Origin of the sequence: Amycolatopsis sp. NPDC051371 (assembly GCF_040682155.1) — a bacterium.
Taxonomy (GTDB): Bacteria; Actinomycetota; Actinomycetes; order Mycobacteriales; family Pseudonocardiaceae; genus Amycolatopsis.
Map to the genome: position 1 here is coordinate 208,595 of NZ_JBFBAG010000003.1, position 25,090 is coordinate 233,684.

Here is a 25,090-nt window from a genome sequence, read left to right on the forward strand (position 1 = left end):
CTGCTTTCCGTGGTCGGTCAGTGGCTGGTGGCCAGCCGGAGGTCGCGGGCGATCAGCATGCTCTGGATTTGGTTGGTGCCGTCGTAGATTTCGGTGATCTTGGCGTCCCGAAGCCGGCGTTCGACGCCGAGGTCGAGCCGGTCACCGTCGGCGCCGAGGAGTTCGGCGCAGGCGGACGACACCCGAACGCCCAGCGCGGTGCAGTGAAGCTTGACCATCGACACTTCGGCCGTTGGGTCGTCCGCTCGGTGGTCGACCAGGTCGCAGACCGAGTGCAGCATCGCGCGCGCCGCGAAGATCTCCGAGCGCAGCGCGGCGAGGGAAAACTGGAGGTCCTGCGCTTCCCGGGTACGTGACGAGAGGAGGCCGTACTCCGCGCAATACCGCACGGTGGCATCGAACGCGCCCGCCGCGAATCCGACGCCCTGCGCGGCGGCGCTGATCCGGGACTTCGCGACCGACCGCAGCAGCAGCGGGTAGCCCATTCCCTCGTCGCCGAGTCGCGCGGTCATCGGGATCCGGCACTCGTCGAAGTGCAGCTCGACCGTCGAGGCGCCCTTCTGCCCCAGCTTCTTCATCGGCGTGCCCGCGCGGAAGCCCGGTAGCTCCGTCGTCTCGACGAGGAACGCGGTGATGCCGTTCTTGCCGCGAGAGCGGTCCACCGTCGCGAAGAGCACGATCACGTCGGCGACGTCGCCGTTGGAGATGAACGTCTTGCCACCGTTGATCAGGTATGAGTCCCCAGCACGGCGTGCGACCGTGGTCATCGTCGCGACGTCCGAACCGGCGTTCGGTTCGGTCAAGGCGATCGCCCCGATTGCGTCGGCTGAGCACAGGCGGGGAATCCACCGCTCGCGCTGATCGGCACGGCCTTGTAGCGCGATGGGGTGCGCGCAGTGCATCTGAGTCATGTAGACGGTCGAGGTGGCTCCGCACGCGGCGGCGATCCGTTCGACCGCCTGGGCATAAACGACCGTCGGCATCTCCTGGCCGCCGAGTTCCCGCGACATCAGCAGACCACCGAGCCCGCCGGCGGCGAGCGCGCGGACGGACTTCCAGGGGAATTCGCCGGATTGGTCGGTGTGTTCGGCCTCCGGCGCTACGACGGTGGTGAGCACTTCATCCAGCTTGGCGAGCAGCTCGGCGTTCGCGTGTTCCTGTTTCGTTGGCCCGGTCATGAGGTCCGCTCCCGATCGAACACCGGCGAACGCCGCTCGGCGAACGCGGTGATGCCTTCCTGCCCGTCGGCTGACGAGATCGCGATCGCCGCCAGCGCGGCCTCGTGCTCGAGGGCCGGCCTGCGCAGCGCGCGCCGTCCCGCCTCAAGGACGTTGCGCGTACCGGCTCGGCTGCCCGCGGCGATCCGCTGCGCAACCTCGCGCGCGGAACCCGGCAGGTTGGCAGCAGCCACCGGTGGCAGCGACAGCAGACCGACGTGCCAAGCGCGTTCGGCGTCGACGCGATCCCCGGTGAGCAACAGGTGGAACGCGGTCGCCCGGCTGGCCGCGGTGAAAAGTCGTTGCGTGCCACCGAATCCGGGGATACACCCGATACGCGCCTCGGGCAGGCCGAACGAACTGCGGTCCGACGCAACCGCCACGTGGCAGGCGAGCATCAGTTCGAAACCGCCGCCGAGCGCGAACCCGTCGACCTCCGCGATGACCGGGACCACCGAAGACTCGATCGCCGACATCGTGCGCTGGCCCCGGCGGATGAACTCGTGGGCCTGCGCCGGCCCCAGGCCGCGGATCTCCTCCAGATCCGCCCCGGCGCAGAAAGCGCGGTCGCCGGCGCCGCGGATGACGATGCACTTCGCGGTGTCCGTCGCCGCGGCCTCGGTGAGCAGCCGGTCGAGCTCGTCGAGGACCGCTCTGTTCAGGGCGTTCAGCCGGTCGGGCCGGTTGAGCGTCAGGGAGCGAACCGGGCCGTCGTCGTCGACCTCGATCAGGGCACCCATACGACACCGTCCTGGACCAGGGTCTCGATCTTCTCGTCGGGCACGCCCAGCTCGGTGAGGACGTCACGGCCGTGTTCGCCTCGCAGCGGCGCCGGGCTGGCCTTGACCCCGCTCCCGCCGTCGGAAGCCAGCTGCCACGGGGAGCCGACGCCGCGAAAGGTGCCGGCAGTCGGGTGCTGCTGTTCGGGGATCGAGTTGCGTGCGATCACCTGCGGGTCGGCGACGACCTCGGACAGCGAACTGATCCGCGCGCACGGAACGCCCACGGCCTGCAGTGCATCGAGCGCCTTCTGCGCCGTCATCGTGGCGAACACGGCCTGGAAAGCGTCCACGACCTCGGCTCGCCGCGCGCGCCGTCCGGCGTTCGTGGCGAGGTCCGGCTCCTCGAACAGGTACCCCAGCCCCAGCGCCCCGCACGCGCTCTGCCAATGCCGGTCGTTGCCGATCGCCACCACGATCGTGCGGTCGATGGTCTGAAACGTCTGGTAGATGGCCACCACGGAATCGGTACCGCCACATGGCCGGGGCTCCGTGTCGCCGGCGAGGTAACTCGCGATGCGCGGCGACATGAAGGCGAGATCCGCCTCGAGCAGGGACACGTCGACGACCTCACCCTTGCCCGTCGCCTGCTGCCGCACCAGCGCCGCGGCGATCGCGAACGCGGCCACCGTCCCGGCGGCCACATCGGACAACGCGGTGCTGACCCGCTGGGGGACGTCATCGACGCCCGTGACACTCATCATCCCGGACCTCGCCTGAGCGATGAGATCGTACCCGGGCAGGGCAGCATCCGGGCCGTCGAGACCGAACCCGGACAACGCGCACACGACCAGCTTCGGGAACTGCTTGGTCAAGGTCTTGGGGGTGAGGCCATGCTTTTCCAGCTTCGCCGGATTGAGGTTTTCGATGAAGACGTCCGCGGACTCCAGGAGCTGGAAGAGCAGGTCACGCCCCTCGCTGGTCCTGATGTCGAGGCAAAAACTGCGCTTGTTCCGGTTGACCGAGAGGAACCACACCGCCTCGCCGTTCAGAAAGGGCGGGCCCCAGCCGCGCGCGTCGTCGCCGCGCACCGGCTCCACCTTGATGACGTCCGCGCCCATGTCACCGAGGTACATCGAGGCGGTGGGAGCGGCGTACGAGGACGAGATGTCCACCACCCGGACGCCGCTCAACGGCCTGTTGCCACTACTCATGAGCCCCCGCATTCTTGGGATAGTCCGTCGAGTACCGAAGGACGTAGTCGAGGTGCGTTTCCATCGCCTCGGCGGCACTGGCCGGGTTTCCGGCTTCCAGGGCCGCGACGATCGCGATGTGCTGTTTGACGGTCTTGCGCGCGACCTCGTCGGTCACTTCCAGGTACTCGGCTGGGTGGGTGGCGCCGTGGACCGCCATGATGAAGGCGGCGAGCAGCCGGTTTCCCGATGCCTGGCCGATGGTCGCGTGGAAGGAGAGGTCGTAGTTCGGGATTTCGGGATCGTCGATCGTGGTGGTCCGCTGCCGCTCGACGATCGAGCGCAGCTTCTCCAGGTCCTCTTCGCTCCGGTTCTCCGCCGCCATGCGCGCGGATGGGATTTCCAGCACCCGCCGGACCGCGGTGAGCTCGTCGATGTGCAACGTCCCGAGCCGCAAGATGGTGCCGACCGACTCCCGCAGAGTCTGGCTCAGTGAGTCGGGGTTGACACTGTTGACGAAGCTGCCACCGGCGACGCCCGGGATCTTCCGGATGAGCCCGGCGCTGGCCAGGCCCCCGAGCGCTTCCCGGACGGTGGGCCGACTTACCCCGAACTGCTGGGCGAGCTCGGTTTCGGTCGGGAGCTTGTCTCCCGGGGTGAGCTTGCCGGTCAGGATCGCGTCCTTGAGCTGCCGCTCCACCTGAGCTCGTGGACGTACGACCTGCTGGGCCTTGAAGTCGTCCACTTCGGTACGCCGCTTCCAGTCATTGCTCATCTCGAAGCCCCCTTCTGAATGTCATGGATCCGAGTCGATGACAGTCTTTATCAGTGCCTCGCCGCACCAGCGGCAGCGGCCCGGTTCCCGGAATCAACGACCCACCCCCTACGCGAACGTGCCGAGCCGGTGTTCCGCGATCCGCGCCACCGCCGCGCGACGAGAGCCACTCCGGGCACGCATGCTCACGGCGTCCCGCACCAGACGCGCGACCGGGTATTCGTCGATGTAGCCGTATCCCCCGTGCACCTGGACGGCATCGAGGGCAATGTCGACCGCGGCACGGCCGGCGACGGCGGCAGCCGTGGCGGAATCCGCCGTGTCGCGCTCGGCGCCGATCTGCTGGTCGAGAATCGCGCGCGCACCGGTCAACCGGATGTGCATTTCGGCCAGCATCGCTCGGATGCCGACGAATGAAGTGAGCTTGGCGCCGAACTGACTGCGCTCGCCGGCGTACGACTCCGCGGCGCTGAGCGCCCTCTCGGCGATTCCGATCGAAACCGAGCCGGCCAGGATGTGCCAATCCCGCAGGAGACCGGACGCGATGGCCCGATCGATCGGCGTAGTGGAGTCAGAAACCCGCACCAGGCGCAGCTTCGCGTCGGCCAGACCGGACCGTGCCGGCGCATCGCCCAAGTCCTCGAACGCCCTCTGCCGGATGAGAGTCGCGTCCGAAGAGGATGAATCGAGGACGAGCACCGAATCGGGTTCGAAGAAGAATGGCGCCGCCCCGGCGGGTTCCTCGTCCTCGACGGGAACTCCGGGCAGCGGATCCAGAAATGCGGTGGTTGCCTCGCGTCCGCCGTCCGCGCCGCCCAGTTCCGCGATCGCCCGCTGCGCCGTGTAACGCGCAGCCAAGACGAAGCCGAGCGACGGGCACTCGCGCGCGACTTCTCTCACCACCTCCGACAACCAGCGACCGGCGGTGTCCATGCCGTGGGTCTCCAGGGCGAGGTCGGTGACGTCCGCGCCGTCCAGGGCGGCTCGCAGCTTGCCGGCATCCGCGGCAGCGCCGGCCAGCCGGCCCGAATCCGTGTGATCGGCCACGAGCTTGCGCACAGCCTCGAGGAACTGGCGCAGTTCGGGGTCCCCCACGCTCATCGGTTCAGTTTCTTGCGGTCGGGCTGTTCGCGGGCTTCGAAGGCCCGGGACATTTCTGCCGACTCGGCGGTACCCCGGTAGGCGGTCAGCAAGAGGTCGTGCGCGAGCCGGGCCTGTCCGGCCACGCCGGTGTGCCGGCCGGAGAACGCGGTCTTGAGGGCAGCGATCGCGAACGGGCCGCGCTGCCGCAGCGTCTGGGCCACCTCTACCGCGCGGTCGACGACTGAGCCATCTTCGACCACCTCGTTGACCAGGCCCATCGTCAGCGCTTCCTGCGCGGAGTACTTCTTGTTGAGGTACCACATCTCCTTCGCCCGGCGACGCCCGATCGTCTCTTCGAGATACCAGGTGCCGTACCCGGCGTCGAAGCTGCCGACGAGGGGGCCGACCTGGCGGAACACGGCGTGCGGAGCAGCGACGGCCAGGTCGCACACCACGTGGAGCACGTTGCCGCCGCCGACCGCGAACCCGTTGATCGCGGCGATGACGGGCTTGGGCATCGTGTCGATGAACTCGTAGAGGTCGATGACCGGCATGACGCTCGAGTAGTCCAGCGCGGTCAGCTCTTCGTGTTCGCCACCGATGCAGAAGAACTTGTCGCCCGTGCCGGTGAGCACCGCAACGTCGATCGCCGGGTCTTCCCGTACCTCACGGAAGGCGTTCAGCAGTTCCTTGGCGGTCTGGAACCGGAGCTTGTTCGCCTGGTCGGGCCGGTTGATGCGGATGACCGCCACCCCGTCCGCGGACGTCACCGAGATGTCGTCGTACGTCATAACACTCCTGGTTTGTCGTCGTGCGTCCGCAGACCGGACTTGATGCACCGGCCGGTCGCACCGGGCCGCGGACCCGATGGGCGCCACGACCCCGGCAAGGCCCGGGCCTCGCCACTGCCGCTTGCCGGGGCATCGACAGAGGAGGAGCCTAGGACTATCACTTCACAAGTGTGGTGATTGTCTTACATATTTGTCAAGGTCAACCCGAGCTGCTCGAACCCCTGGTTGCCGCTTGTTGACCAGCTTAGTTTGACAAGATGTTAGTTGTCAAACAATAATACGACTGTTCCCACCAGGGCAGGACAACTCGACATCAGCACGAAGGAGTGAGTGCTCGTGAGCTCACGGGTCGCGATCGTGACGGGCGCCGGCCGGGGCCTGGGCAGCGCAATCGCCTCGGGTCTGGCCGCCGAAGGGGTTTCCGTAGTGCTCGCGGGCCGAACCCCGGACCACCTCACGATGGTCGAGAAGGAGATCCTCGACCACGGCGGCACGGCACTGTCAGTGCCGACCGACGTGACCGACCCCGATTCGGTGCGTCGGCTGTTCCAGACGAGCGTCGACCGGTTCAGCCGGCTCGACGTCCTGGTGAACAACGCAGGTGTGACCGGCCAAACGAAACTCGCCGATCTCGACGACGCCGAATGGCACCGGATCTTCGACACGAACGTGAACGGCATGTTCCTGTGTACCCGCGCGGCTGGCGAACTGTTCGCCGACGCCGGCCGCGGCAGGGCGATCAACGTGGCGTCGGTCTTCGGCCTGCTCGGCCGCCCCGGTTTCACCGCCTACTGCGCTTCGAAGGGCGCGGTCATCAACTTCACTCGTGCGGCGGCCGCGGAGTGGGCGCGGTTCGGCTCCCAGATCAACGCTGTCGCGCCTGGCTACTTCGCCACCGACATCAACGCCGAGCTCCGCGCGGACATCGCGGCCACGGACAAGGTGCTGCGGCGGATTCCGGCACACCGCATGGGAGATCCCGCGGAGCTGGCCAACCTCGTGACCTACCTCGCGCTCCAGGCGCCGGACTTCCTCACCGGACAGACGATCGCGATCGACGGCGGCGAGTCCAGCATTTGACCGACAACTGAGGAGAAGTACGTGATCGACGCTGTCATCTGCGAGCCCGTCCGCACGCCGGTGGGCCGCTACGGCGGAGTGCTCAAAGACGTACCGGTCGCTCGCCTGGCCGCGACCGTGGTCAAGGGATTGGTGGACCGGACCGGCCTCACCTCGGCGGATATCGACGATGTGATCTTCGGCCAGGGCTACGCGAACGGCGAAGCGGCAGCGATCGGACGGATCGCCGCGCTCGACGCCGGGCTCGACGTCAACGTGCCCGGGTTGCAGATCGACCGCCGGTGCGGCTCGGGCCTCCAGGCGGTTCTCTACGCGTGCATGCAGGTCGCGACCGGTGGCTCCGACCTCGTCCTCGCCGGCGGCGCGGAGAGCATGAGCCAGACCGAGTTCTACTTGCCGGGCGTGCGCTGGAACAACGGCGGGCAGCCTCGGCTTCTCGACCGCTTGGCCGAGCCGCGCCGCAACTCCGGGGGCGAGCGGTTCCCGGTCGAGGGCGGAATGATCGAAACCGCCGAAAACCTGCGTCGCGAGTACGGAATCAGCCGCCGGGAGCAAGACGAGTGGTCTGCCCGTTCGCACGAGCGGGCAGTGGCCGCCATCGAGGGCGGTCTGTTCAAGGACGAGACCATTCCCGTCACGCTGCCTGCCACGCGCAAGCAGCCGCAACAGGTCGTGACGACGGACGAGCACCCGCGACCGGGAACGACCGCCGAGATGCTGAGCCGGCTGAAGCCGATCATGGCCGCCACCGACCCGGACGCGACGGTGACCGCGGGGAACTCCAGCGGGCAGAACGACGCCGCCGCAGCGGCGATCGTCACCACGCCCGAGCGGGCCGAAGCGCTCGGGCTACGGCCACTCGCCCGGTTGGCCAGCTGGTCGCTGGCCGGCGTGGAGCCGCACGGCATGGGCATCGGTCCGGTACCGGCCGCCAGGCGTGCCCTCGAACGGGCCGGGCTCGGCTGGTCGGACATCGACCTGATCGAACTCAACGAAGCCTTTGCCGCGCAGGTACTCGCTTGCTTCCGCGGGTGGGATCTTGCCGATGCGGACCTCGAGCGGGTCAACGTGAACGGCTCGGGGATCTCGCTCGGGCACCCGATCGGCGCCACCGGCGGGCGAATCCTCGCGAACCTGCTCCGCGAACTGGACCGCCGAGACGCCCGCTACGGCATCGAAACCATGTGCATCGGCGGCGGCCAGGGACTCGCCGCCGTCTTCGAACGCATCCCCGCGTGAGCTCACCGGGACTCATCCGAGAGAAGGAACGGGAATGGATCTCGACGGCAAGACAGTGCTGATCACCGGCGGCTCGCGGGGCATCGGGCAGTGCCTGGCCCGCAGGCTGGGCAGCGAAGGATCGAACGTCGTCGTCAACTTCAAGAAGAACGCGGACGCGGCCGCCCGCACCGTCGACGAGGTGGTGGCCGCCGGCGGCCGGGCGGCGGCGGTGCAGGCGGACATGGCCGAGCCGGACCAGGTCGCCGCGCTGGTGAAGGGTGCGGTCGAGGCATTCGGGAAGATCGACGTCGTGGTCGCCAACGCGGCCGCCAGCGCTTTCAAGCCGCTGTCCGAGATCCGCCATCATCACGTCGAGAAGACCATGGCCATCACCTTGCAGGGCTTTCTGGACCTGGTGCAGGGCAGCCTGCCCCACATGCCGCGCGGTGGGCGGATCCTGGCCGTCTCGGGCTGGGACAGCTTCCGGATGCTGCCCGGCCACGGCCTCCTGGGCGCGGCGAAGGCGGCTCTGGAGTCGATGATCAAGTACCTCGCCCTCGAACTGGGCGCCGCCGGTGTGACCGCGGTCGGGCTGAGCCCCGGCCCGATCGACACCGATTCCTTCCGCACGTACGCCGGTGACCAATGGGACGCCTACGAGCGCAACTGGCTCGCGCTGACGCCGGAAGGGCGGTTCACGACGCCCGAGGAAATCGCCGAAGTCATGGCCTTCTTCTGTTCGCCACGCAGCGCGGCGATCAACGGGCAGACGGTGGTCGTCGACGGTGGCGTGTCGCTGGCGACGATGCCGCGGCAGCCGAGCTGATGACCGCTCGGACCCACACGGCCCCGCTGTCCGAGGGAGCACCGTCGGCCCATCCCCTGGCGGGCCGGCGCGTCGTGGAAGCGGCGTCGTTCGTCGCCGTCCCGTCCGCGGGCATGGCGCTCGTGCAGCTCGGCGCCGACGTAGTCCGCGTCGACCCGCCGGGCGGCGGGAGCGACTTCGGCCGGTGGCCGGTGACCCCCTCGGGGCGCAGCCTGTTCTGGGCGAACCTCAACAAGGGCAAACGCTCGGTGACGATCGACCACCGGACACTGGAAGGCATCGAGCTGCTGCGCTCGCTTGCCGCGGCGCCGGGGCCCGAAGCAGGCATCTTCCTCGACAACATGGTCGGCAAGCGTCGCCCGACCTACGAAGACCTGCGACAGCGGCGGCACGACATCATCCACGCACACGTCGAAGGCCGTGCTGACGGCACACCGGCCGTCGATTACACGGTCAACGCCGAGGTCGGCGTGCCGTATCTGACCGGCCCACCGGACAGCGGCGCGCCGGTCAACCACGTGCTCCCCGCGTGGGACCTGCTGACCGGGATGACCGCCGTCAGCGCGATCCTGGCCGCGATCCTCCGCCGGGACCGCACCGGTGCGGGCGCCCGGATCGACCTCGCGCTGGCGGACGTCGCACTCACGGGCGTGGGCAGCATGGGGTGGCTGGCCGAGGCCGAACTCGCCGAGAAGCCGAGACCGCGGCAGGGCAACCACCTCTACGGCTCGTTCGGCGCCGACTTCGCGACTGCGGACGCCCGCCGGGTGATGGTCGTGGCGCTGACCCAGGGCCAGTGGCACGCCCTGCTGAGGGCAACGGGTACCGGCGCCGTCTTCTCCGCCCTGGAGCAGACGCTCGGCGCCGACCTGGACGACGAAGGGGACCGTTATCGCCTTCGCGAGACGATCGTCGCCGTACTGCGCCCCTGGTTCTCCCAGCAGGACTTCGCCACGGTGCGTACGGTCCTCGATCGCGCCCACGTGCTGTGGAGTCCCTACCTGAGCCTCACCGAAGCCGCGGCGGCCGCTCGTGCCAAAACGAGCTCCGTCGCGGCCGAGATCGACCAGCCCGGGATCGGACCGATGCTGGCGACCGGCTCGCCCTTGCGCTGGAACGGCACCGGCAGTCCCGCAGTCCCGGCACCGCGTCTCGGCGAGCACACCGACGAGGTGCTGGCCGGGGCTCTCGGCCTCGCCGACGCCGAAATCGGGCGCTTACATGACCGCGGGATCATCGGCGGCCCCTCCGGCGGCTGAGGCAGCCGGCCGCCACGCCCTTTCGCGCGTCACGGCCCTGCCTTCTCGTGTCACGACCTGTGTACTTGCCGGCGACGGCTGCCGCAGAAAGGAAGACTTGACCATGCCCGAAAAATCTCATCCCGCCGAGCAGGCGCCAATACGCCCGGTCTGCGTCGTCGGGGCGGGGACCATGGGCCGTGGGATCGCGCAGGTGGCTCTCGCGGCCGGACACCACGTCACGCTGGTCGATCCCGACGCCAAGCAGCTGGCCGCAGCCGAGGCGGACATCCTCGCGCGGCTCGGCCGCAAGAACCCGGACGCGGCGATCGCCGCGAAGGAGCGGCTCGTCCAGGCCCAGGACATCTCGGAGGCGCCGTCGCCCGCAGACACCATCGTGGTGGAAGCGGCCCTGGAAAACCTCGAAGTCAAACAGAAAATCCTCACAGCCGCGGCGAACCACTTCGGTCCGGACTCCATCCTGGCCACGAACACGTCGTCGCTGTCGATCACCGAGATCGCCGCCGGCATCCCCGAACCCGCACGAGTGGTGGGAATGCACTTCTTCAACCCTGTCCCGGTCATGCGGCTGGTGGAGGTCGTGAGCGGGGTCGGAACCGATCCCGCGATCGCGACGACCGTGGCCACACTCGCGACGTCATGGGGGAAGAGCGTGGCTCGGGTGCGGTCGGCGCCGGGCTTCATCGTCAACCGGGTCGCCCGGCCGTTCTACGGCGAATCCTTGAAGCTGGTCGAAGAACAGGCCGCGACGATCGAGGTCGTCGACACCATGCTGCGGTCGGCGGGCGAGTTCCGGATGGGTCCCTTCGAGCTGATGGACCTCATCGGCAACGACGTGAACTTCGAGGTCACGCGGAAGGTGTGGACCGCCTTCCATCACGACCCGCGCTACGAACCCTCGCACCTGCAGCGCGAACTCGTCGCGGGCGGCCGGTACGGGCGCAAGACCGGTGCCGGCTTCTACGACAGCTACGACGGCGAACGACCCGACCCCGACCCGGCAGTCGCCGACGATGCCGCCTGCCCTGGCGCCGCCATTCTGCGGGGCAAATGTCCGCAGCTGCGCACCCTGCTCGACCGTGCCTCCGTGCGTTACTCGGTCGAGAAAACCGGCGGCCTTCCGAGCCTGGAACTTCCCGGCCTGGGCCTGGTCACGGTGACGGCGGGGAAGACCGCTGCCGAGGAGTCCCTGCTGCGTGGAGGAGCGGTGCTGGTCCTCGACCGGTGCCTGGCCCCGGAAAAGGTGTCGGCCATCGCCTTCGCCGGTGAGAGCGGGCCACTCGCAGACGCCGTGGTCGCACTGCTTGCACGTGGCAAAGTGCGGGCGTATCCGATCGCCGACACCCCGGGGCTGGTCGTCGCCCGGGTCGTGAGCATGATCATCAACGAGGCGTGGGAGACCGCGCGCGTGGGGACCGCCTCCCCCGAGGACATCGACACCGCCATGACCTTGGGGACGAACTACCCGCTCGGCCCCTTCGCCTGGTGCCGACGCTGGAGCCCCCAGTCCGTTCTAGAGCTTCTTGATACGCTTTGGGCCGAATACCACGATCCCCGCTACCGCGCTAGCCAGTCCCTGCGCGCGGCGGTCCGCCAGGCGGCCCGATGAAAACTGCCTCCCACGGAGGGCTTTCCCCTTCCGTGGGAGGCAGCGGACTCTGCCCGAGATCACTTCACCGTGACTCGGCTTTCGACCGGCTGTACCGCTCCATCACCGCGACTACGCGGCTACGCACGTCGTCGCGGGTGAGGAGATCGACATTGGCCTGGTAGCTCTCCCGCAGCACCTGCTCCAGTTCTTCGGTCTCCGCGCGTCGCATGGCCAGCTTGAGCCGGGTGAAGGTGGCCCCCGGTCCCTTGGCGAGCCGGCTCGCCAGTTCCGCGCTGCGCGCGGTCAACTGGTCCGGTTCGCACACCTCGTTGACCAGTCCGAGCGCCTGGGCCCGCTCCGCTCCGATGAGCTCACCACTGGCGATCAACTCGGTCGCGGCGGCCGGGCCGACCAACCGCGGCAGCAGGAAGATACCGCCCGCGACCGGTACCATTCCGAGGTTTACGTAGCTCTCCGCGAAGCGCGCCGTCGACGCCGCTACGCGGCCGTCGCACGAGAGCCCGAAGTCGAGCCCACCCGCGGTGGCCGCGCCGTTGAACGCCGCGACCAACGGCTTGGGCACGCTCCACAGTGCACGGACCGTTCGTTGCACGGCCGGCATCCACACGTCCGCGAGATAGGTCATGAGCCCGTCCGCGCCGTCGGCGACGAACACCGCGTACATCTCCTGGACGTCGGCTCCCGCGCAGAAGACCTTTCCGGTACCGGTCAGCACGATGGCCCGCACGGCGTCGGTTTCGGCCAGCTCGCGGACACCGTCGCCCATGCTGGTCACCACGTCGGGGGTGACCGAGTTGCCACGGTCGGGCCGGTTGAGCCGGACCGTCCCGATCTCACCGGCAGATTCGACAACCACTTCGTCAGTCATGAGGTTTCACCACTTTGCTCACATGGGAAGGGACACTTTCCGGCGCGGCCACCCATTGCCCGAGCAGCCGCTTCATTTCACCGCGGGCGATCTTCGACTCGCCCGAGCGCCGGGGAATCGGCTCGGCCGACACGAACACGTGCCGTGGTCGTTTGAAGCCCGCCAACTGCTCGCGCAACCAATCGGCCAGCGCACCGCCACGCTCGCCGGACAAAGCCGGCGCATGGACGAGAGCGGCCGGCGTCTCGCCCCAGCGTTCGTCGGGAACACCCACGACGACCGCCTCGGCCACCTCTGGATGGCGCTCCAGAGCTCGTTCGATCTCCACCGGCTGGATGTTGGTACCACCGGTGATGATGGTTTCACTGGCGCGGCCCACGATGTAGACGCGGCCCTCCTCGTCGAACCGGCCGACGTCGGAGGTCCGCCACCAGCCGTCCGGAAGCAGGCGTTCCTTGTGCTCCTCCGAGGCACCGAGGAGGTCCGAGGCGATCGTGGCCGACCGGATCACCAGCTCGCCCTCGATACCCGGCGTGAGCTCGTCGAGCACCTTGCCGTCGACGAACAGGGAAAACTCCACCCCCGGAATCGGTCTGCCGATCGAGGACCAGAGTTCCCGGCTCGACATCTCGGCCTTCGTCAACAGCGTCGTCGAAGCCGGCGCCTCCGTCTGGCCCCAGCACTGCACGAGCGCATCGGTGTATTCCGATACGGTTTCGAGCGCTGGAAGGGCGGCAGGTTCGCCGGCGAGCATGAGACATCCGAGGCCGGATTCGCGCAGGGCTGGAAGCTCCGCCGACTCGCCCATTCTCCGCAGCATCGTCGGTACCGCGAACATCCAGTCGATCGCCTCGTCCCGGATCGCCCGCAACGTGGCATCGGCGTCGAACTTGGGGAACACCACGTTCGTGCCGCCGCAGAGCAACGTCGGCAGTACACTCCAGCCGCCCGCGTATACGAGCGGAGCCACCTGCAGCGTACGCGGAGCCGCGACGGGGGCGCTCGAGCTCATCACCCACGTGTTGCCCAGGATCGCACTCCGCGCGGCGCTCTGCGAGATCGCAATCCCCTTCGGCGTTCCGGTCGAGCCTGAGCTGAACCGGATGTGGTAGAGATCGTCAGGCCCGGTCTCGGCGCGCAGCGAGCTGTCCTTTCCGCCCGCGACCAAGCCTTCGAAGGAATACCATCCACGCGCCTCACCAAGGACCACCCTCAGCGGACCGGCATCGGGCAGGACGTCATCGAGCGCGGCCGCGGTGGCGACGTCCGCGACGACCAGCCGCACTTCCGCCAGCTCCAGGCAGCGCACCAGTTCGGCCGGGGTCAGGCGGTGGTTCAGCGGAACCTTCACCAGTCCCGCCTTCAGCAGCGCGAACTCCAGGACCACGTACGACGGGTCGTTGGCCGCCGCGTAGGCCACCCGGGCGCCGGGTTGCAGTCCGAGCCCGGCGAAGGCATTCGCCAGGCGGTTCGACCGGCTCCTGAGCTCACCGATCGTGATCTTGCCGTCGCCCGACTCGACCGCGACCGCGCCGGACGGCCGGCGTTCGATCTGCCGCATGAGCTGGGTGACCGTTCTTGCCGTCTCCAACGCCTCTCCTGATCTGTGCCGTGCCGTCGTCATGCCGGGTCAGGACGTCATCGTCAGGCCGCCGCCCACGCAGAGTGTCTGCCCGGTGATGTAGTCGGCCTCGTCCAGCGCGAGGAATGCGATGGCGCCGGCGATGTCCTCGGGCTGGCCGACACGCCGCAGCGGCACCTGCTTGACGATGCTGTCCAGCATCTGAGCCCCGCCCTGGCTTTCCAGGAGCGGCGTAGCGGTGATGCCGGGCGCGACCACGTTCACGCGGATCTTGTACCGGGCGAACTCCCGCGCCAGCGACTTCGCCAAGGCGATCACGCCGCCCTTCGTGGCCGAGTAGACGCTTTCGCCCGAGGTCCCGACCTTGCCTGCCTCGGACGCGGTGAGCACGATGCTTCCGCCGTGCTCCCGCATGACCCGCCCCGCGGCTGCGCAGAGGTAGATGGCCGACATGAGGTTCAGATCGACGATCTTGCGCCAGTACTCGGGCGTCTCGTCGAGGAACTTGCTGACCGCCGTCCAGCCCACCGTCGACACGACCACATCGAGCCGGCCGACCTCCGCGACCGCGAGGTCGAGCAGCTCCTGGCAGGCGGCCTGGTCGGTCGCGTCCCAGGAGCGATCGCCCAGTGCGACGATCCCGCTCTCCTCCTCGGCCAGCTCACGCGTCGCCGCCACGTTGATGTCGGCGACGAGTGTCGTGAGTCCCTTGCCCGCCAGCACTTTCGCGGTCTCACGGCCGATGCCGGAACCCGCGCCGACCACCAGGGCCGTCTTCTTGTCGTTCGCGCCGCTCGTAGCCATGCGAACCGCACCTCCTCGCAGTCGTTGGTGGCACCTGGCGGCGGTCACGCCCTGAGAGTCGTGCTCCGCACCCCGCCGGCGAAGGTCCGTGACCTCTCGCGACCTATCACTGTGCAAACTGCCTTACATTTACATACTTGACGCCTTGCGGGCTGACTGTCAAGACCCGTCGGCGACCACGATGACTCCGTTGCCCGCCCACTGCAGGTCGAGCTCCCCGGTACGCCTCCACAACCTCGTCGAGCCGCCACTGATGGCTGTAAAGCTCGTCGACCGGAAGCCGGTTGCGCGCGATGAACGCGGCGCACAGCCGCTGCTGGACGATCGACATCGACCGCGACATCGGCAGCATCACCTGCCGACGATGGAAGGCAGGCACCTCGAACTGGACCTCACCGTCCAGGCCAACGAAACAGACCTTCTCCACGGGGCGAGCGCGGCGAGTCCTTCCGACGCGGCGGCTGTCGCCCCGGACGTCTCAAGGACCACTGGCACTCCCACACAGTCGGTCAGTTCGCGAAGCGCCAGCGACGCCGATGCCGCCGTGGGATCGACGGTCGCAGCGTCGCCGACAGCCCGGCGGGCCCCTGGCAGAACACCGCGATCGAGGCTCCGCCGAGGTCCCCCATCCGCTTCAGACCGCCCCACACGGTCCCGGTAGCGCAGCCGATCGCCGCCCCCGCCCGGGCGGGGCTCCGGGTCCGGAAACTCCCACAGCTCGACCTTCCGGTCGCCGAGGAACGCGGCCCTTCCATAGGGACTCCCGAGATCGGTGCGCGAGCACGGCACGAAGCCCGCCGCGGCGGATGGACGGTGGCGGCCAGGTCCGCCGAACGCTCGCGGAGCGCGTCAGCCCAGCTCGTCCTGCGCCCAGTGCAGTGCTTCCACCACCGGCGCCAGGCCGAGGCTCGTGCCCAGCATCAGGAAGACCACCTGCTCAACATCGGCGAGCGTCGCGCCGGCCGTCGCGGCCCGGGTGCAGTGGACCCGGAAGCCCCCTTCGTTCCGCGTTGCCGCGAATCCGGCCAAGAGGCACAGCTCACGCTGTTTGGCGTCCAGGGAGCCGTATCCGTCGACCGCTTCACGCAACCCGCGGAAGGCGGTGGCAACCTCGGGCGAAACCTCGCGCACACGGTCCAGATTGGACACGAAGTTCTCTTGCTTGCTGAGCGGGTACATGATTCTCTCTCTGCCAGTCGGAGTGTGGAATCCGGTCATGCGCCGTCGCCGGGCGGCAGGCCCGGCTCAGCGAGCGCCGGGAGCCGGTAGCTCTCGGCGTACTCCGCGGCGACATCGCGGATGGTCGCGGCGGGCGCCTTGGCGTACAGCCGGCGCCGGCTGACAAAGGAACCCGCGGCCGCGCGCATGCGAACGGCCGATTCGGCGGCCGTGATGAGCGCGACCGTGCCGTCGAGCACGGGTGCGCCGTCCACCTCGCGGATCTTGTTGGCGTTCAGGAACGCGACAAGCCGGCCGCCGGCGGGAATGATCACCTCCGCGCCGGCATCGAGCGCGGCCCGGGCGGCGTCATGAAACGCGGCCACGGCGCGCTGCCGGGCGGCATCATCGGAAAAGCACGCATCGAGCTCGTGCGGGGTGAGCGCCATGAACTCAAGCGCGGCGAGCCTTTCGCGCAGGCCGTACTTGGCCACGTTCTCCTCGAATCGCCCGCCGAAGAACGGGTTCACCCCGATCAGCCCGAACCGGCTGCCCATCATGCACGCGGTGAGCATGGAGGTCTCGCCGAGGCCGACGACCGGAATGTCCACCATGGACCGTGCCTCGCGCAGGCCGGGGTCGAGGATGTTCCCGATGGCCACGGCGTCGAATCCGGTCCGTTCGCCGTCCAATGCCGAGTCCAGGATGGACACGGTATCGAGGGTCTCGAAGAAGCGGTAGCTGTCGATCCGCCCAACACGGGTGCCGCGGAGGACGACTTCGGTGTCCGGTCCGGCGATGGAGCGCACGTAATCGCGCAGGAACGGGAAGTAGTTCACCGAGTACTTCTCGTTCGACATGCTGAGGTAAAGGATTTTCGTCACGGAACTCCCAGACTCCGTCGTGCTCATGCTCGGCCCGACCGGTACCAGTCGATTAAGGTGGACAGCCCGGTTTCCAGGCTCGTACGGTGTTCGATGCCCAGGACCGACCGCAGCCGGTCCGCGTTCACCAGCTGGTAGCGGGTGCGCTCGTCACGCCAGTCGAGAACGGCGGGATCGCCGCCCGCGAGCTTGACCAGCGTCGTGTACATGACTTCCGCGGTCATCGGCTCACCGACCACGTTCACGGGGCCGGATTCGCCGTCGACCTCGAGCGCCCGGACGACGGCGTTCGCCGCGTCGCCGACGTAGGTCAGCGCGTGCACCGAATCCCGGGCCCACGGGATGGCGGGACGCCGCCCTTGGCCCATCGCTTCGAGCACGGCCAGCAGGATCCCGTTGTTGGAATCGAGATTGACCCGTGGGCCGTAGATAGTGCCGAACCGCAACGACACGTATTCCGGCCCGGCTGCCGCGGCGAAGGCCGACAGGAAGGCCTCCACGGCGAGCTTGCTCGCGGCGTACATGCTCAGTCCGGGACGAACGGTCGCGTCGGCTTCACGATAGGCGGACACGTTCGGATCCGCGAACGATCCGTACACCGTGTGCGAGGACCCGAAGACGAAGCGCCGGAGGGAATGCTTCGCCGCCAACGAGATCAGCCCGTACGTCGCTCCGACGTTGATGTCGTGGGCCGCCCGCGGATCGGCGGACGACGCCTTCATCCGTACGGCGGCGAGGTGGACCACGCTGTCACAGTCGCGGATCAACTCGTCGATCGCGGACTCGTCCCGCAGGTCCGTGGCGTGGAACCGCACACCCGGCAATGTCGTGAGCGCGTCGGTCCGGTCCGACCGGACCACGTCGGTCCCGAGCACGTCGAACTTCCCCGCTGCACTGAGTGACTCGACCACGTGCGAGCCCAGGAACCCCGCCGCACCGGTCACCAGGACGGTGGGCCGCCCCGGTGCTCCGGTGCCGCCGTGGTCCGTCGTTGGAGGCATTCGTTTCTCCTGTCGTTCCCGATCGGCCAAGACGGGCTCCACCGACCACGCAGGGACTACGGACCTCGCCGACGCCGGCGCGCGGCTTCCGCCGCTCACGAGCCAATGTGTCTGACATAATCGTGACTGTCAAGTCAAGCCGCGACGCCCGGTCCTCGTCAATCGCCGACCGAGCAAAACTTACATTGCCCTTACTGTAAGACATTTGTTACGGTGTACACCCAGCCTGCGCACGGACGGCGCCACGCAAAGGAGCTTCGGATGGCAGACATGGAGGTCACCGCGGGTACCGTGAAGCGCGAGTTCCTCACCGGAGCAGGCAGCAGGCTCGACGCATCCGTGATCGCCGGCTACCGGGAGACCGGCCTGTGGCGCGACCGGGCCCTCGGCAGCTACCTCGACGAGGCCGTCCGGGCCGCCCCCGAACGCATCGCCGCCATCAGCATCGACGCCACCGGGGAACGCGTCCGCTCGCTGACGTACGCCGAGCTCGACGACCTCAGCCACCGCGTCGCCGCCGGATTGCGGGCTTTGGGTGTGCGACCCGGCGACACCGTGTCGGTGATGGTCCCCAACTGCGCCGAGTTTTCGGCACTCGCCTTCGCGATCACTCGGCTGGGCGCGGTGTACTCGGGAATCCCGATCACCTACGGGCACCACGAAGTAGAGTTCATGCTCGGCCGGGCCCACACGAAGGTTCTGATCATTGCCGCCGCCTTCGGCCGGCACGACCTCGTCGCGCTCGCCCGCCGGGTGCGCGCGTCGAACCCCGGTGTCGAACACGTCGTGGTTCTCGGCGCGGGGGCACCGGCCGAACCCGGCTGGACGGACTTCGACACCTTGGCCGGCACCGAGCAGGAGTCCGAGCTGCCCGAGGTCGACCCGACCACGATCGCCTTCCTGGGCTTCACCTCCGGGACGACCAACGAACCGAAGGCCGTCGTCCACCTCCACCAGACGATCGATACCATCGTGCGGGAATGGCCGCGTCACCTGGGCCAGGGCGCGCTGGGCGAACCGCTGGTCAACCTCGTGATGTCGCCGGTCGGGCACGGCACCGGGTTTTACTGGGGTGCGATGATGTCCGCGTTGCTGCAGGGAACCGCGGTCTACCTCGAGCGGTGGAGCCCGGAAGCGGGCCTGCGCGCGTTGCGCGAACAGGCCGTCACCGCGATGGTCGGATCCCCCACGTTCCTGCAGGACATCGTCGCCCTGCCGGACGCCCGGGTGGAGAACGTCCCGCATCTGTCCGTGGTCTCCATCCCGGGTGCGCCCATCCCCCGAGGGCTGGTGCCCCGGGCCCGGCAACAGCTGGGCTGCCAGGTGATCCCGTCCTGGGGGATGACCGAGTACGGCATCGGGCTGTCCGGTGCGCCGTCCCTGCCCCGCGACCGGATGGAGGCCACGGACGGGGTTCCGATCGGTTCGTGCGAGGTGCGGGTCTGCGACGCCCAAGACACCCCGCTGCCGGCCGGCGTCGACGGGGACCTGCAGGTCCGCGGGCCGGGTCTGTTCGTCGGCTATTTCGAACGGCCTGACTTCACCGCCGAAGCATTCACCGCCGACGGGTGGTTCCGCACCGGAGACCGCGCGGTCCTGGCCGTCGACGGGTTCGTCTCCCTCAGCGGCCGCACCAAGGACATCGTCATCCGAGGTGGTGAGAACGTTCCGGTGGTCGCCATCGAAAGCTTGCTGTACCAGCATCCCGACGTGCTCGACGCCGCAGTGATCGGGCTTCCCGACGAACGGCTCGGCGAGCGTGCCCACGCGGTGGTCGCCCTTCGCCCGGCAGCGACGATGAGCATCGACGCGATGCGCGAGTTCCTTCTGGCCAAAGGGCTTTCCCGCCGGTTCCTGCCCGAAGGCATCACGGCCCTGGACGCCCTCCCGAAGACAGCCACCGGGAAGATCCGCAAGACCGACCTGAAGACGATGGTGCCGCATTCCGGCGAGCCGAGCCGTCCGGCAACGAAGGGACGCCTGTGAAGATCTGGTTCCAGCTGATGGCGTCGGAAACGCGCAGTCCGGGCTTCATCGCCGCGGTGCAGGAGCAGCTGAAAGCCTGCGTGAGCCCGTCGACCACCGTCGTGGTCCGGGGAACGACCCACGGAGCCTACGCCGACCAGTACCGCTTGCTGTTCCACTACGACGAGCGCGAGATCATCGCGAACGGTCTGCGGGCGCAGCAAGACGGGTTCGACGTGTTCGCCCTGGGCAACTCCCTCGATCCTGGCGTGGTCGCACTCCGGGAGGTCCTGGACATCCCGGTCGTCGTGCAGATGGAAGTGTCGTGCGCCGTCGCGTGCATGACCGGAGAGAAGTTCGGCGTGGTGGCCACCAACGCGAAGGCCGAACCGCGCTACCGCGAGATCGTGCACGGGTACGGCCTCGCCGATCGGCTCGCCGGCGTCGACTCGGTCCGGTTCGACTACTTGCCGCGGATCCATGAGGCGTTCACCGATCCCGAGGTCGCGGCCGCCGTGGTCGAGGCTTACCGGGAATCCGCGCGCAGGCTCGCCGTACGCGGCGCCGACGTCGTGATCGGCGGCGGAGTGCACACTACGCTCGCGGCACATGCCGGTCTGCGCGAAGTGGACAGTGTGATCATCCAGGACACCTACGTGCTCCTCGCCCGGTTCGCGGAGACCGCGGGCGCCATCCACCAGCAGACTGGCCACTGGACCAGCCGCCGGGGGCTTTACGCTTCGCCTCCGGCTGAAGTGCTCGCCCGCGCGGCCGAGATGTACGACATCCCGTTCCTCGTCACCGATACTGCGCACGAGCCGGCGAGCGGGCGATGACCGAGACGACCAAGACCGACCTGCTGGTGGTCGGCGGCGGCATGGCCGGCATGGCGGCCGCCGCCCAGGCCGCGAGCGAAGGCGCCCACGTGATCGTCGCCGAGATCGCCGATCACCTCGGCGGCACGGCATTGCTGTCGACCGGCAACGTCTGGACCGTGCGGGACGAGCAGGCTTTCCGGCGAGCGGATCCGGAGGGCGACGCCGTGCTGTGGGCTGTCGTCCGCGGCAACCTCGAGGAATCGTTCAAGTGGCTGGCGAAACTCCGGGTCGCCGTGCGCGAGCGTCATCGTTCTTCGTCCAGTTCGACCTATGACCCGCCACCGATCGGCCGCAACATCGACATCGAGACGTTCCTGGCCCGAGCCCGCCGCGTCGTCGAAGCGGCCGGCGGCTGGATCCTCCACGGCACCACGCCGACCGAACTCACCGTATCCGGTGGTGCGGTGACCGGCGGCCGTCTCCGGAACGTCGCTTCGGGGGACGAGTTCGAGGTCCAGGCCAAAGCCGTCGTACTAGCCAGCGGCGGCTTTCAGGCCAGCTCCGCCCTCCGTGCCGAGTACCTCGGCGACCGGGTGGGCGACTCGGTCGCGGTTCGCAGTAACCCGCACAGCCAAGGCACCGGCCTGAAACTCGCGCTGCGGGCGGGGGCGGCGACCTCGCGGCGGATGGACACCTTCTACGGCGTCATCCTCCCCGCGGTCCGGGGTGTGCTCACCGAAGCCGACTACCGCGGCCTCGTCATCCATTCGGTCGTCTACGGCGTCGTGCTCGGACTCGATGGCAAGCGGCTCACCGACGAGTCGGCCGGGGCGGTCCCACTGGCGAACGCGGTCGCCCGCGCCGGACGGGCGTTCCTCGTGCTGGGCCCCGACGCCCTGCGCGAGTCGGCCGACCGCGTCGGTATCGACCTCACCGAAATGCTCCGGACTGCCGCGGAGCGCGGCGCCCGGACCGCGACGATCGATTCGCTTGATGGGGCCGTGCGCAAGCTTGCAAGGTGGGGGTGTGACGGGACAACTGCACTCAGAACACTGACGGAGTACGACGAACTCGTGACCAACGGCGACTCGCCCCGGCCGGCGCGCTCCCGTCACCAGTTCCCCGTCGGGCCCGGGCAGGTCTCGCTCGTTGAGGTGAGGGCCGCGGTGACGTCGACGTTCGGCGGGATCCGCACCAACGGGTACGGCCAGGTGCTGCGTACCAACGGTTCGCTCATGCCCGGCTTGTTCGCGGCCGGCATCGACCAGGGCGGCTACAACGTGGCCGGCTATGCAGGCGGCCTCTCCCGTGCCCTCGTTTTCGGACGGCTCGCCGCGAAGGCCGCCCTCCACGCACGGCAGCCACTGGTGAACCACTGAGAGGGAGCCATGGCCGACAGCTCGATCGTTCATCACTATCTTGAAGCGATGTGCAGCGCCAACGGAGCACGCGCGGCGGCGTTGTTCACCGAGGACGGTGTCCTCGACGACTACCGCGGCGGGCACCGCGCCGGACGCGACGTCATCCGGAAGTTCATCGACGCCCGCCCACCACGCACGCTGGATTTCCTCAGCGACGTCATTCGCAGGGGCCCGCGCCTGACCGTTTACACGCACATGAACTACGAAGACGGCCGTTCCAAGACCGTACGGTTCATCTTCACCGCACCCGGCGACCTGATCGAGCACCTCTGCAACTCGGAGATCGAGTTCGTGCCGCCGGAGCTTCGCATCACTCCGCTGGATCCCGCAGCAGCTACATGATCACCACTTGGAGCCGCTTCGTGATAATCGTCATGCGGCGTTCGATCGTGACCATCTCCCCCTACGCACGCGGTGGCTGTGCAGCGCCTTCAGTCGCGATGCTCGAGTTCGCTGGTCAGCATCCGGGTGGCCGCCCAGTTCGCGAGGAGCTGGAGTCGTTCGGCGGACGGCGTATCGGGACGCGCGGTGTAGGCGGTGATGGCGAGCCCGGCGTCCGTGGACAGCTCCATGGCTTCGAAGTCGAGCGTCAGCTCGCCGACGGCCGGGTGGCGGAAGCACTTCGTTCCGTTGCGGTGCAGGCGCACGTCGTGGGCCGCCCAGCGGGTGCGGAAGTCCTCGCTGCGAGTGCTCAGCTCGCCGACGAGGTCGGAGAGGTCCCGGTTGTGCGGGTCGCGGCCGGCTTCGGTGCGCAGGATGGCGACCGAGGTGTGGCAGGACTTGGGGTAGTCGGGGAAGTAGTCGCGAGCGGCCGGGTCGAGGAAGCCGAACCGGGCGAGATTCGGCAGCGACACCTCGCTGCTGCGGGTCGGGCTGTCGAACACCGGCGAGTACAGCGCACGGCCGAGCAGGTTGGTGGCCAGGATGTCCAAGCGTCCATTGCGGACGAACGCGGCCGTCGTCATCATGCTGTCGAGGATCTGCTGCACGACCGGCCGCACCCGCTGCTGAGACCGGCGCCGCTGCCCGGCCGCGGTGTGGGGCCGTCCGGCGGCGTTGGCGGCGCGGGCGAGATCGAACAGGTAAACGCGCTCGGCCTCGTCAAGCTGCAACGCGCCGACGATCGCGTCCAGGACGCTGTCGGACACACCGGCGAGGTTGCCCTTCTCGACGCGCGTGTCGTAATCGGCGGAGACACCGGCGAGCATGGCGACCTCTTCGCGGCGCAGACCGGGGACGCGGCGGTTGCCGCCGTAGTGCTGCAGCCCCGCCTGCTCGGGCGTGACCTTGGCCCGGCGGGTGACCAGGAAGTCACGGGCCTCGGTGCTCTTGGCGTTCATGCCCTCCACGGTACGACGCGTCAAACTCGTGAGGGGGGTTCTGCTGGAACCCGGAACGATGCGACCTCCCGGCCGCCCGTACACCGGCGTTGCATAGGGGCGTGACCACTTCCGAGAAGTCCACGGCCCCGCCGGTGACCGGCAGTTCTGTCGCGACGCTGACCGCGGCGCTGCTCGGGTTCTTCGTGGTCACCCTGGACGCGGTCATCGTGAATGTCGCCCTGCCAGCCATGCGGGCCGACCTGGGTGGCGGCATCGTGGGCCTGCAGTGGGTGGTCGACGGCTACACGCTGACGTTCGCCGCTTTCCTGCTCTCGGCTGGGTCGCTCGCCGACCGGATCGGCGCGAAACGGGCGTTCGGCCTCGGCGTGGGCGTGTTCGTGCTCACGTCACTGGCCTGCGGGCTCGCGCCGGTCCTGGCGGTGCTGGTGGTGTTCCGTTTCCTGCAAGGTGCCGCGGCAGCGGTGGTGATGCCGTCGTCGATGGCGCTGATCGCGCAGGCGTACCCCGATCCGGTGAAACGGGCGCGGGCGGTAGCGCTGTGGGCAATGGGCGGCGCCGTGGCGTCCTCGGCGGGACCGGTCGTGGGTGGGCTTCTCACTACGGCGAGCTGGCGCTGGATCTTTCTGGTCAACGTGCCGGTGGGGATGGCGGCGCTGATGTTGCTGGCCCGGGTGGCTCGCTCGGGGACGCACCGGATGCCCTTCGACCGCGCCGGGCAGGTGACCGCGGTCGTCGCGATTGCGGCCTTGGTCTACGGGGCGATCGAGGCGGGCCGAAGCTGGTTTGCAGACGCAGGAGTCCTGGTGGCGTTCGGAATCGCCGTTGTCGCGGCGGTCACCTTCGTGTCGCTCCAGGCGCGCGTTACGCACCCCATGCTGCCCCCGGACCTGTTCCGGTCCCGCACCGTGGTCACGGCGGTCGTGATCGGGTTCGCGTTCATGGTCGGCTACTACGGGATGCCGTTCGTGCTGAGCCTGGTACTGCAGGACCGTGGTCTGTCGTCGCTGGGCACCGGTGTCGTGTTCCTGCCGATGATGCTGGCCGGGCTCGTACTGACCCCGCTCGTCCCGCACGTGACAGAACGGACCGGCACCCGACCGGTCGTCGTCACAGGCCTGGCGCTGATGACGACCGGACTCACCACCCTCGCCACGCTCCCCGCCACGGCACCCACGTGGGTGACCGCCGCAGTGCTGCTTTTCGTCGGGCTGGGCGGCCCCACGGTGATCCCGCCGGTGATCGCGGTCCTGCTCGCTGCGGTTCCCGCACACCGCTCGGGGACTGCGAGCGGCCTGCTCAACACCAGCCGGCAGCTCGGTGGCGCGCTGGCCGTCGCTGTGTTCGGTGCCCTGCTGTCCGCGCCTCCGGGTTTGGCGGCGGGGATGCGGGTCAGTCTGTTACTGGCCGCGGCCGTCGCCGCGGCGGGGGCTCTGGCCGCGGTCGCGGGATTGGGCACTCGCCACTAGAACA

The 25,090-nt window shown here is 68.7% G+C and carries 24 protein-coding genes; 10 read left to right on the plus strand and 14 right to left on the minus strand.

From position 1 onward, the window contains the following. Positions 1-17 precede the first annotated feature (17 nt). From AB0M59_RS05555 to AB0M59_RS05580, 6 genes are all read right to left on the minus strand, one after another. Positions 18-1,178 (minus strand): acyl-CoA dehydrogenase family protein, encoded by a 1,161-nt coding sequence (locus AB0M59_RS05555; RefSeq protein ID WP_364609202.1) that lies wholly within the window; start codon positions 1,176-1,178, stop codon positions 18-20. Next, entirely contained in the window at positions 1,175-1,957 is a 783-nt protein-coding gene (locus AB0M59_RS05560) for an enoyl-CoA hydratase/isomerase family protein (protein WP_364609206.1), read from the minus strand. Before AB0M59_RS05560 ends, AB0M59_RS05555 begins: the two co-directional genes overlap by 4 nt. Beyond that, positions 1,945-3,150, minus strand: coding sequence for a CoA transferase (locus AB0M59_RS05565; RefSeq protein WP_364609209.1), 1,206 nt, complete (start codon positions 3,148-3,150; stop codon positions 1,945-1,947). The genes AB0M59_RS05560 and AB0M59_RS05565 overlap by 13 nt, the downstream gene beginning before the upstream one ends. Next, positions 3,143-3,904 carry a FadR/GntR family transcriptional regulator gene (locus AB0M59_RS05570; RefSeq protein WP_364609212.1) on the minus strand — a complete coding sequence of 254 codons (762 nt, stop codon included), beginning with the start codon at positions 3,902-3,904 and terminating at the stop codon, positions 3,143-3,145. Before AB0M59_RS05570 ends, AB0M59_RS05565 begins: the two co-directional genes overlap by 8 nt. A 108-nt stretch (positions 3,905-4,012) precedes the next feature. Beyond that, the gene (locus AB0M59_RS05575) at positions 4,013-5,005 is read right to left on the minus strand and encodes an acyl-CoA dehydrogenase family protein (RefSeq protein WP_364609214.1); all 993 of its coding nucleotides are present in this window, start codon (positions 5,003-5,005) and stop codon (positions 4,013-4,015) included. Then, a complete protein-coding gene (locus AB0M59_RS05580) occupies positions 5,002-5,778 on the minus strand; it encodes an enoyl-CoA hydratase-related protein (protein WP_364609217.1) in 777 nt (258 codons plus the stop codon). The genes AB0M59_RS05575 and AB0M59_RS05580 overlap by 4 nt, the downstream gene beginning before the upstream one ends. 336 nt (positions 5,779-6,114) lie before the next feature. On the opposite strand from AB0M59_RS05580, the gene AB0M59_RS05585 reads away from it, so the two are divergent. The 5 genes from AB0M59_RS05585 to AB0M59_RS05605 all read left to right on the plus strand — a co-directional run bounded on the left by AB0M59_RS05585 (position 6,115) and on the right by AB0M59_RS05605 (position 11,773). Beyond that, positions 6,115-6,858, plus strand: coding sequence for a 3-oxoacyl-ACP reductase family protein (locus AB0M59_RS05585; protein ID WP_364609220.1), 744 nt, complete (start codon positions 6,115-6,117; stop codon positions 6,856-6,858). Between the two features lie 21 nt (positions 6,859-6,879). After that, on the plus strand, positions 6,880-8,097 hold the full coding sequence (locus AB0M59_RS05590; RefSeq protein WP_364609222.1) for an acetyl-CoA C-acetyltransferase: 1,218 nt from the start codon (positions 6,880-6,882) through the stop codon (positions 8,095-8,097). A 34-nt stretch (positions 8,098-8,131) separates the two neighbouring features. Continuing rightward, positions 8,132-8,905 (plus strand): SDR family oxidoreductase, encoded by a 774-nt coding sequence (locus tag AB0M59_RS05595; protein ID WP_364609225.1) that lies wholly within the window; start codon positions 8,132-8,134, stop codon positions 8,903-8,905. After that, positions 8,905-10,164 (plus strand): CoA transferase, encoded by a 1,260-nt coding sequence (locus tag AB0M59_RS05600; RefSeq protein WP_364609228.1) that lies wholly within the window; start codon positions 8,905-8,907, stop codon positions 10,162-10,164. The genes AB0M59_RS05595 and AB0M59_RS05600 overlap by 1 nt, the downstream gene beginning before the upstream one ends. Before the next feature lie 103 nt (positions 10,165-10,267). Continuing rightward, the gene (locus AB0M59_RS05605; RefSeq protein ID WP_364609231.1) at positions 10,268-11,773 is read left to right on the plus strand and encodes a 3-hydroxyacyl-CoA dehydrogenase NAD-binding domain-containing protein; all 1,506 of its coding nucleotides are present in this window, start codon (positions 10,268-10,270) and stop codon (positions 11,771-11,773) included. A 64-nt stretch (positions 11,774-11,837) separates the two neighbouring features. Here the strand turns inward: AB0M59_RS05605 and AB0M59_RS05610 are convergent, their stop codons facing one another. The 7 genes from AB0M59_RS05610 to AB0M59_RS05640 form a co-directional block, all read right to left on the minus strand. Further along, entirely contained in the window at positions 11,838-12,644 is an 807-nt protein-coding gene (locus AB0M59_RS05610; protein ID WP_364609234.1) for an enoyl-CoA hydratase/isomerase family protein, read from the minus strand. Then, the gene (locus tag AB0M59_RS05615; protein ID WP_364609237.1) at positions 12,637-14,235 is read right to left on the minus strand and encodes a class I adenylate-forming enzyme family protein; all 1,599 of its coding nucleotides are present in this window, start codon (positions 14,233-14,235) and stop codon (positions 12,637-12,639) included. The genes AB0M59_RS05610 and AB0M59_RS05615 overlap by 8 nt, the downstream gene beginning before the upstream one ends. 39 nt (positions 14,236-14,274) lie before the next feature. Further along, entirely contained in the window at positions 14,275-15,030 is a 756-nt protein-coding gene (locus tag AB0M59_RS05620; protein WP_364609240.1) for an SDR family NAD(P)-dependent oxidoreductase, read from the minus strand. Between the two features lie 106 nt (positions 15,031-15,136). After that, the gene (locus tag AB0M59_RS05625) at positions 15,137-15,457 is read right to left on the minus strand and encodes a hypothetical protein (RefSeq protein WP_364609242.1); all 321 of its coding nucleotides are present in this window, start codon (positions 15,455-15,457) and stop codon (positions 15,137-15,139) included. Positions 15,458-15,879: 422 nt separating this feature from the next. Further along, on the minus strand, positions 15,880-16,209 hold the full coding sequence (locus AB0M59_RS05630) for a carboxymuconolactone decarboxylase family protein (protein ID WP_364609243.1): 330 nt from the start codon (positions 16,207-16,209) through the stop codon (positions 15,880-15,882). A gap of 35 nt (positions 16,210-16,244) precedes the next feature. Further along, positions 16,245-17,072: an aspartate/glutamate racemase family protein gene (locus tag AB0M59_RS05635; RefSeq protein WP_364609246.1), complete on the minus strand. Its 828-nt coding sequence runs from the start codon at positions 17,070-17,072 to the stop codon at positions 16,245-16,247. A gap of 23 nt (positions 17,073-17,095) precedes the next feature. Further along, positions 17,096-18,073 carry an NAD(P)-dependent oxidoreductase gene (locus AB0M59_RS05640; RefSeq protein ID WP_364609249.1) on the minus strand — a complete coding sequence of 326 codons (978 nt, stop codon included), beginning with the start codon at positions 18,071-18,073 and terminating at the stop codon, positions 17,096-17,098. A 261-nt stretch (positions 18,074-18,334) separates the two neighbouring features. Between AB0M59_RS05640 and AB0M59_RS05645 the strand changes: the two genes are divergently transcribed. The 4 genes from AB0M59_RS05645 to AB0M59_RS05660 are packed head-to-tail and all read left to right on the plus strand — an operon-like array spanning position 18,335 to position 22,619. Then, complete coding sequence (locus tag AB0M59_RS05645; RefSeq protein ID WP_364609252.1) at positions 18,335-20,059, plus strand: AMP-binding protein; 1,725 nt, start codon at positions 18,335-18,337, stop codon at positions 20,057-20,059. Next, positions 20,056-20,874 carry an aspartate/glutamate racemase family protein gene (locus AB0M59_RS05650; protein WP_364609255.1) on the plus strand — a complete coding sequence of 273 codons (819 nt, stop codon included), beginning with the start codon at positions 20,056-20,058 and terminating at the stop codon, positions 20,872-20,874. The genes AB0M59_RS05645 and AB0M59_RS05650 overlap by 4 nt, the downstream gene beginning before the upstream one ends. Beyond that, positions 20,871-22,235 carry an FAD-binding protein gene (locus tag AB0M59_RS05655; RefSeq protein ID WP_364609258.1) on the plus strand — a complete coding sequence of 455 codons (1,365 nt, stop codon included), beginning with the start codon at positions 20,871-20,873 and terminating at the stop codon, positions 22,233-22,235. Before AB0M59_RS05650 ends, AB0M59_RS05655 begins: the two co-directional genes overlap by 4 nt. Positions 22,236-22,244: 9 nt before the next feature. Continuing rightward, the gene (locus AB0M59_RS05660) at positions 22,245-22,619 is read left to right on the plus strand and encodes a nuclear transport factor 2 family protein (protein WP_364609261.1); all 375 of its coding nucleotides are present in this window, start codon (positions 22,245-22,247) and stop codon (positions 22,617-22,619) included. 89 nt (positions 22,620-22,708) lie between these two features. On the opposite strand, the gene AB0M59_RS05665 is transcribed toward AB0M59_RS05660, so the two are convergent. After that, the gene (locus AB0M59_RS05665) at positions 22,709-23,617 is read right to left on the minus strand and encodes a helix-turn-helix transcriptional regulator (RefSeq protein ID WP_364609264.1); all 909 of its coding nucleotides are present in this window, start codon (positions 23,615-23,617) and stop codon (positions 22,709-22,711) included. A gap of 185 nt (positions 23,618-23,802) precedes the next feature. Here AB0M59_RS05665 and AB0M59_RS05670 point away from each other — a divergent pair, with 185 nt between their 5' ends. Then, positions 23,803-25,086 (plus strand): MFS transporter, encoded by a 1,284-nt coding sequence (locus AB0M59_RS05670; RefSeq protein ID WP_364609267.1) that lies wholly within the window; start codon positions 23,803-23,805, stop codon positions 25,084-25,086. The last annotated feature ends 4 nt before the right edge of the window (positions 25,087-25,090 follow it).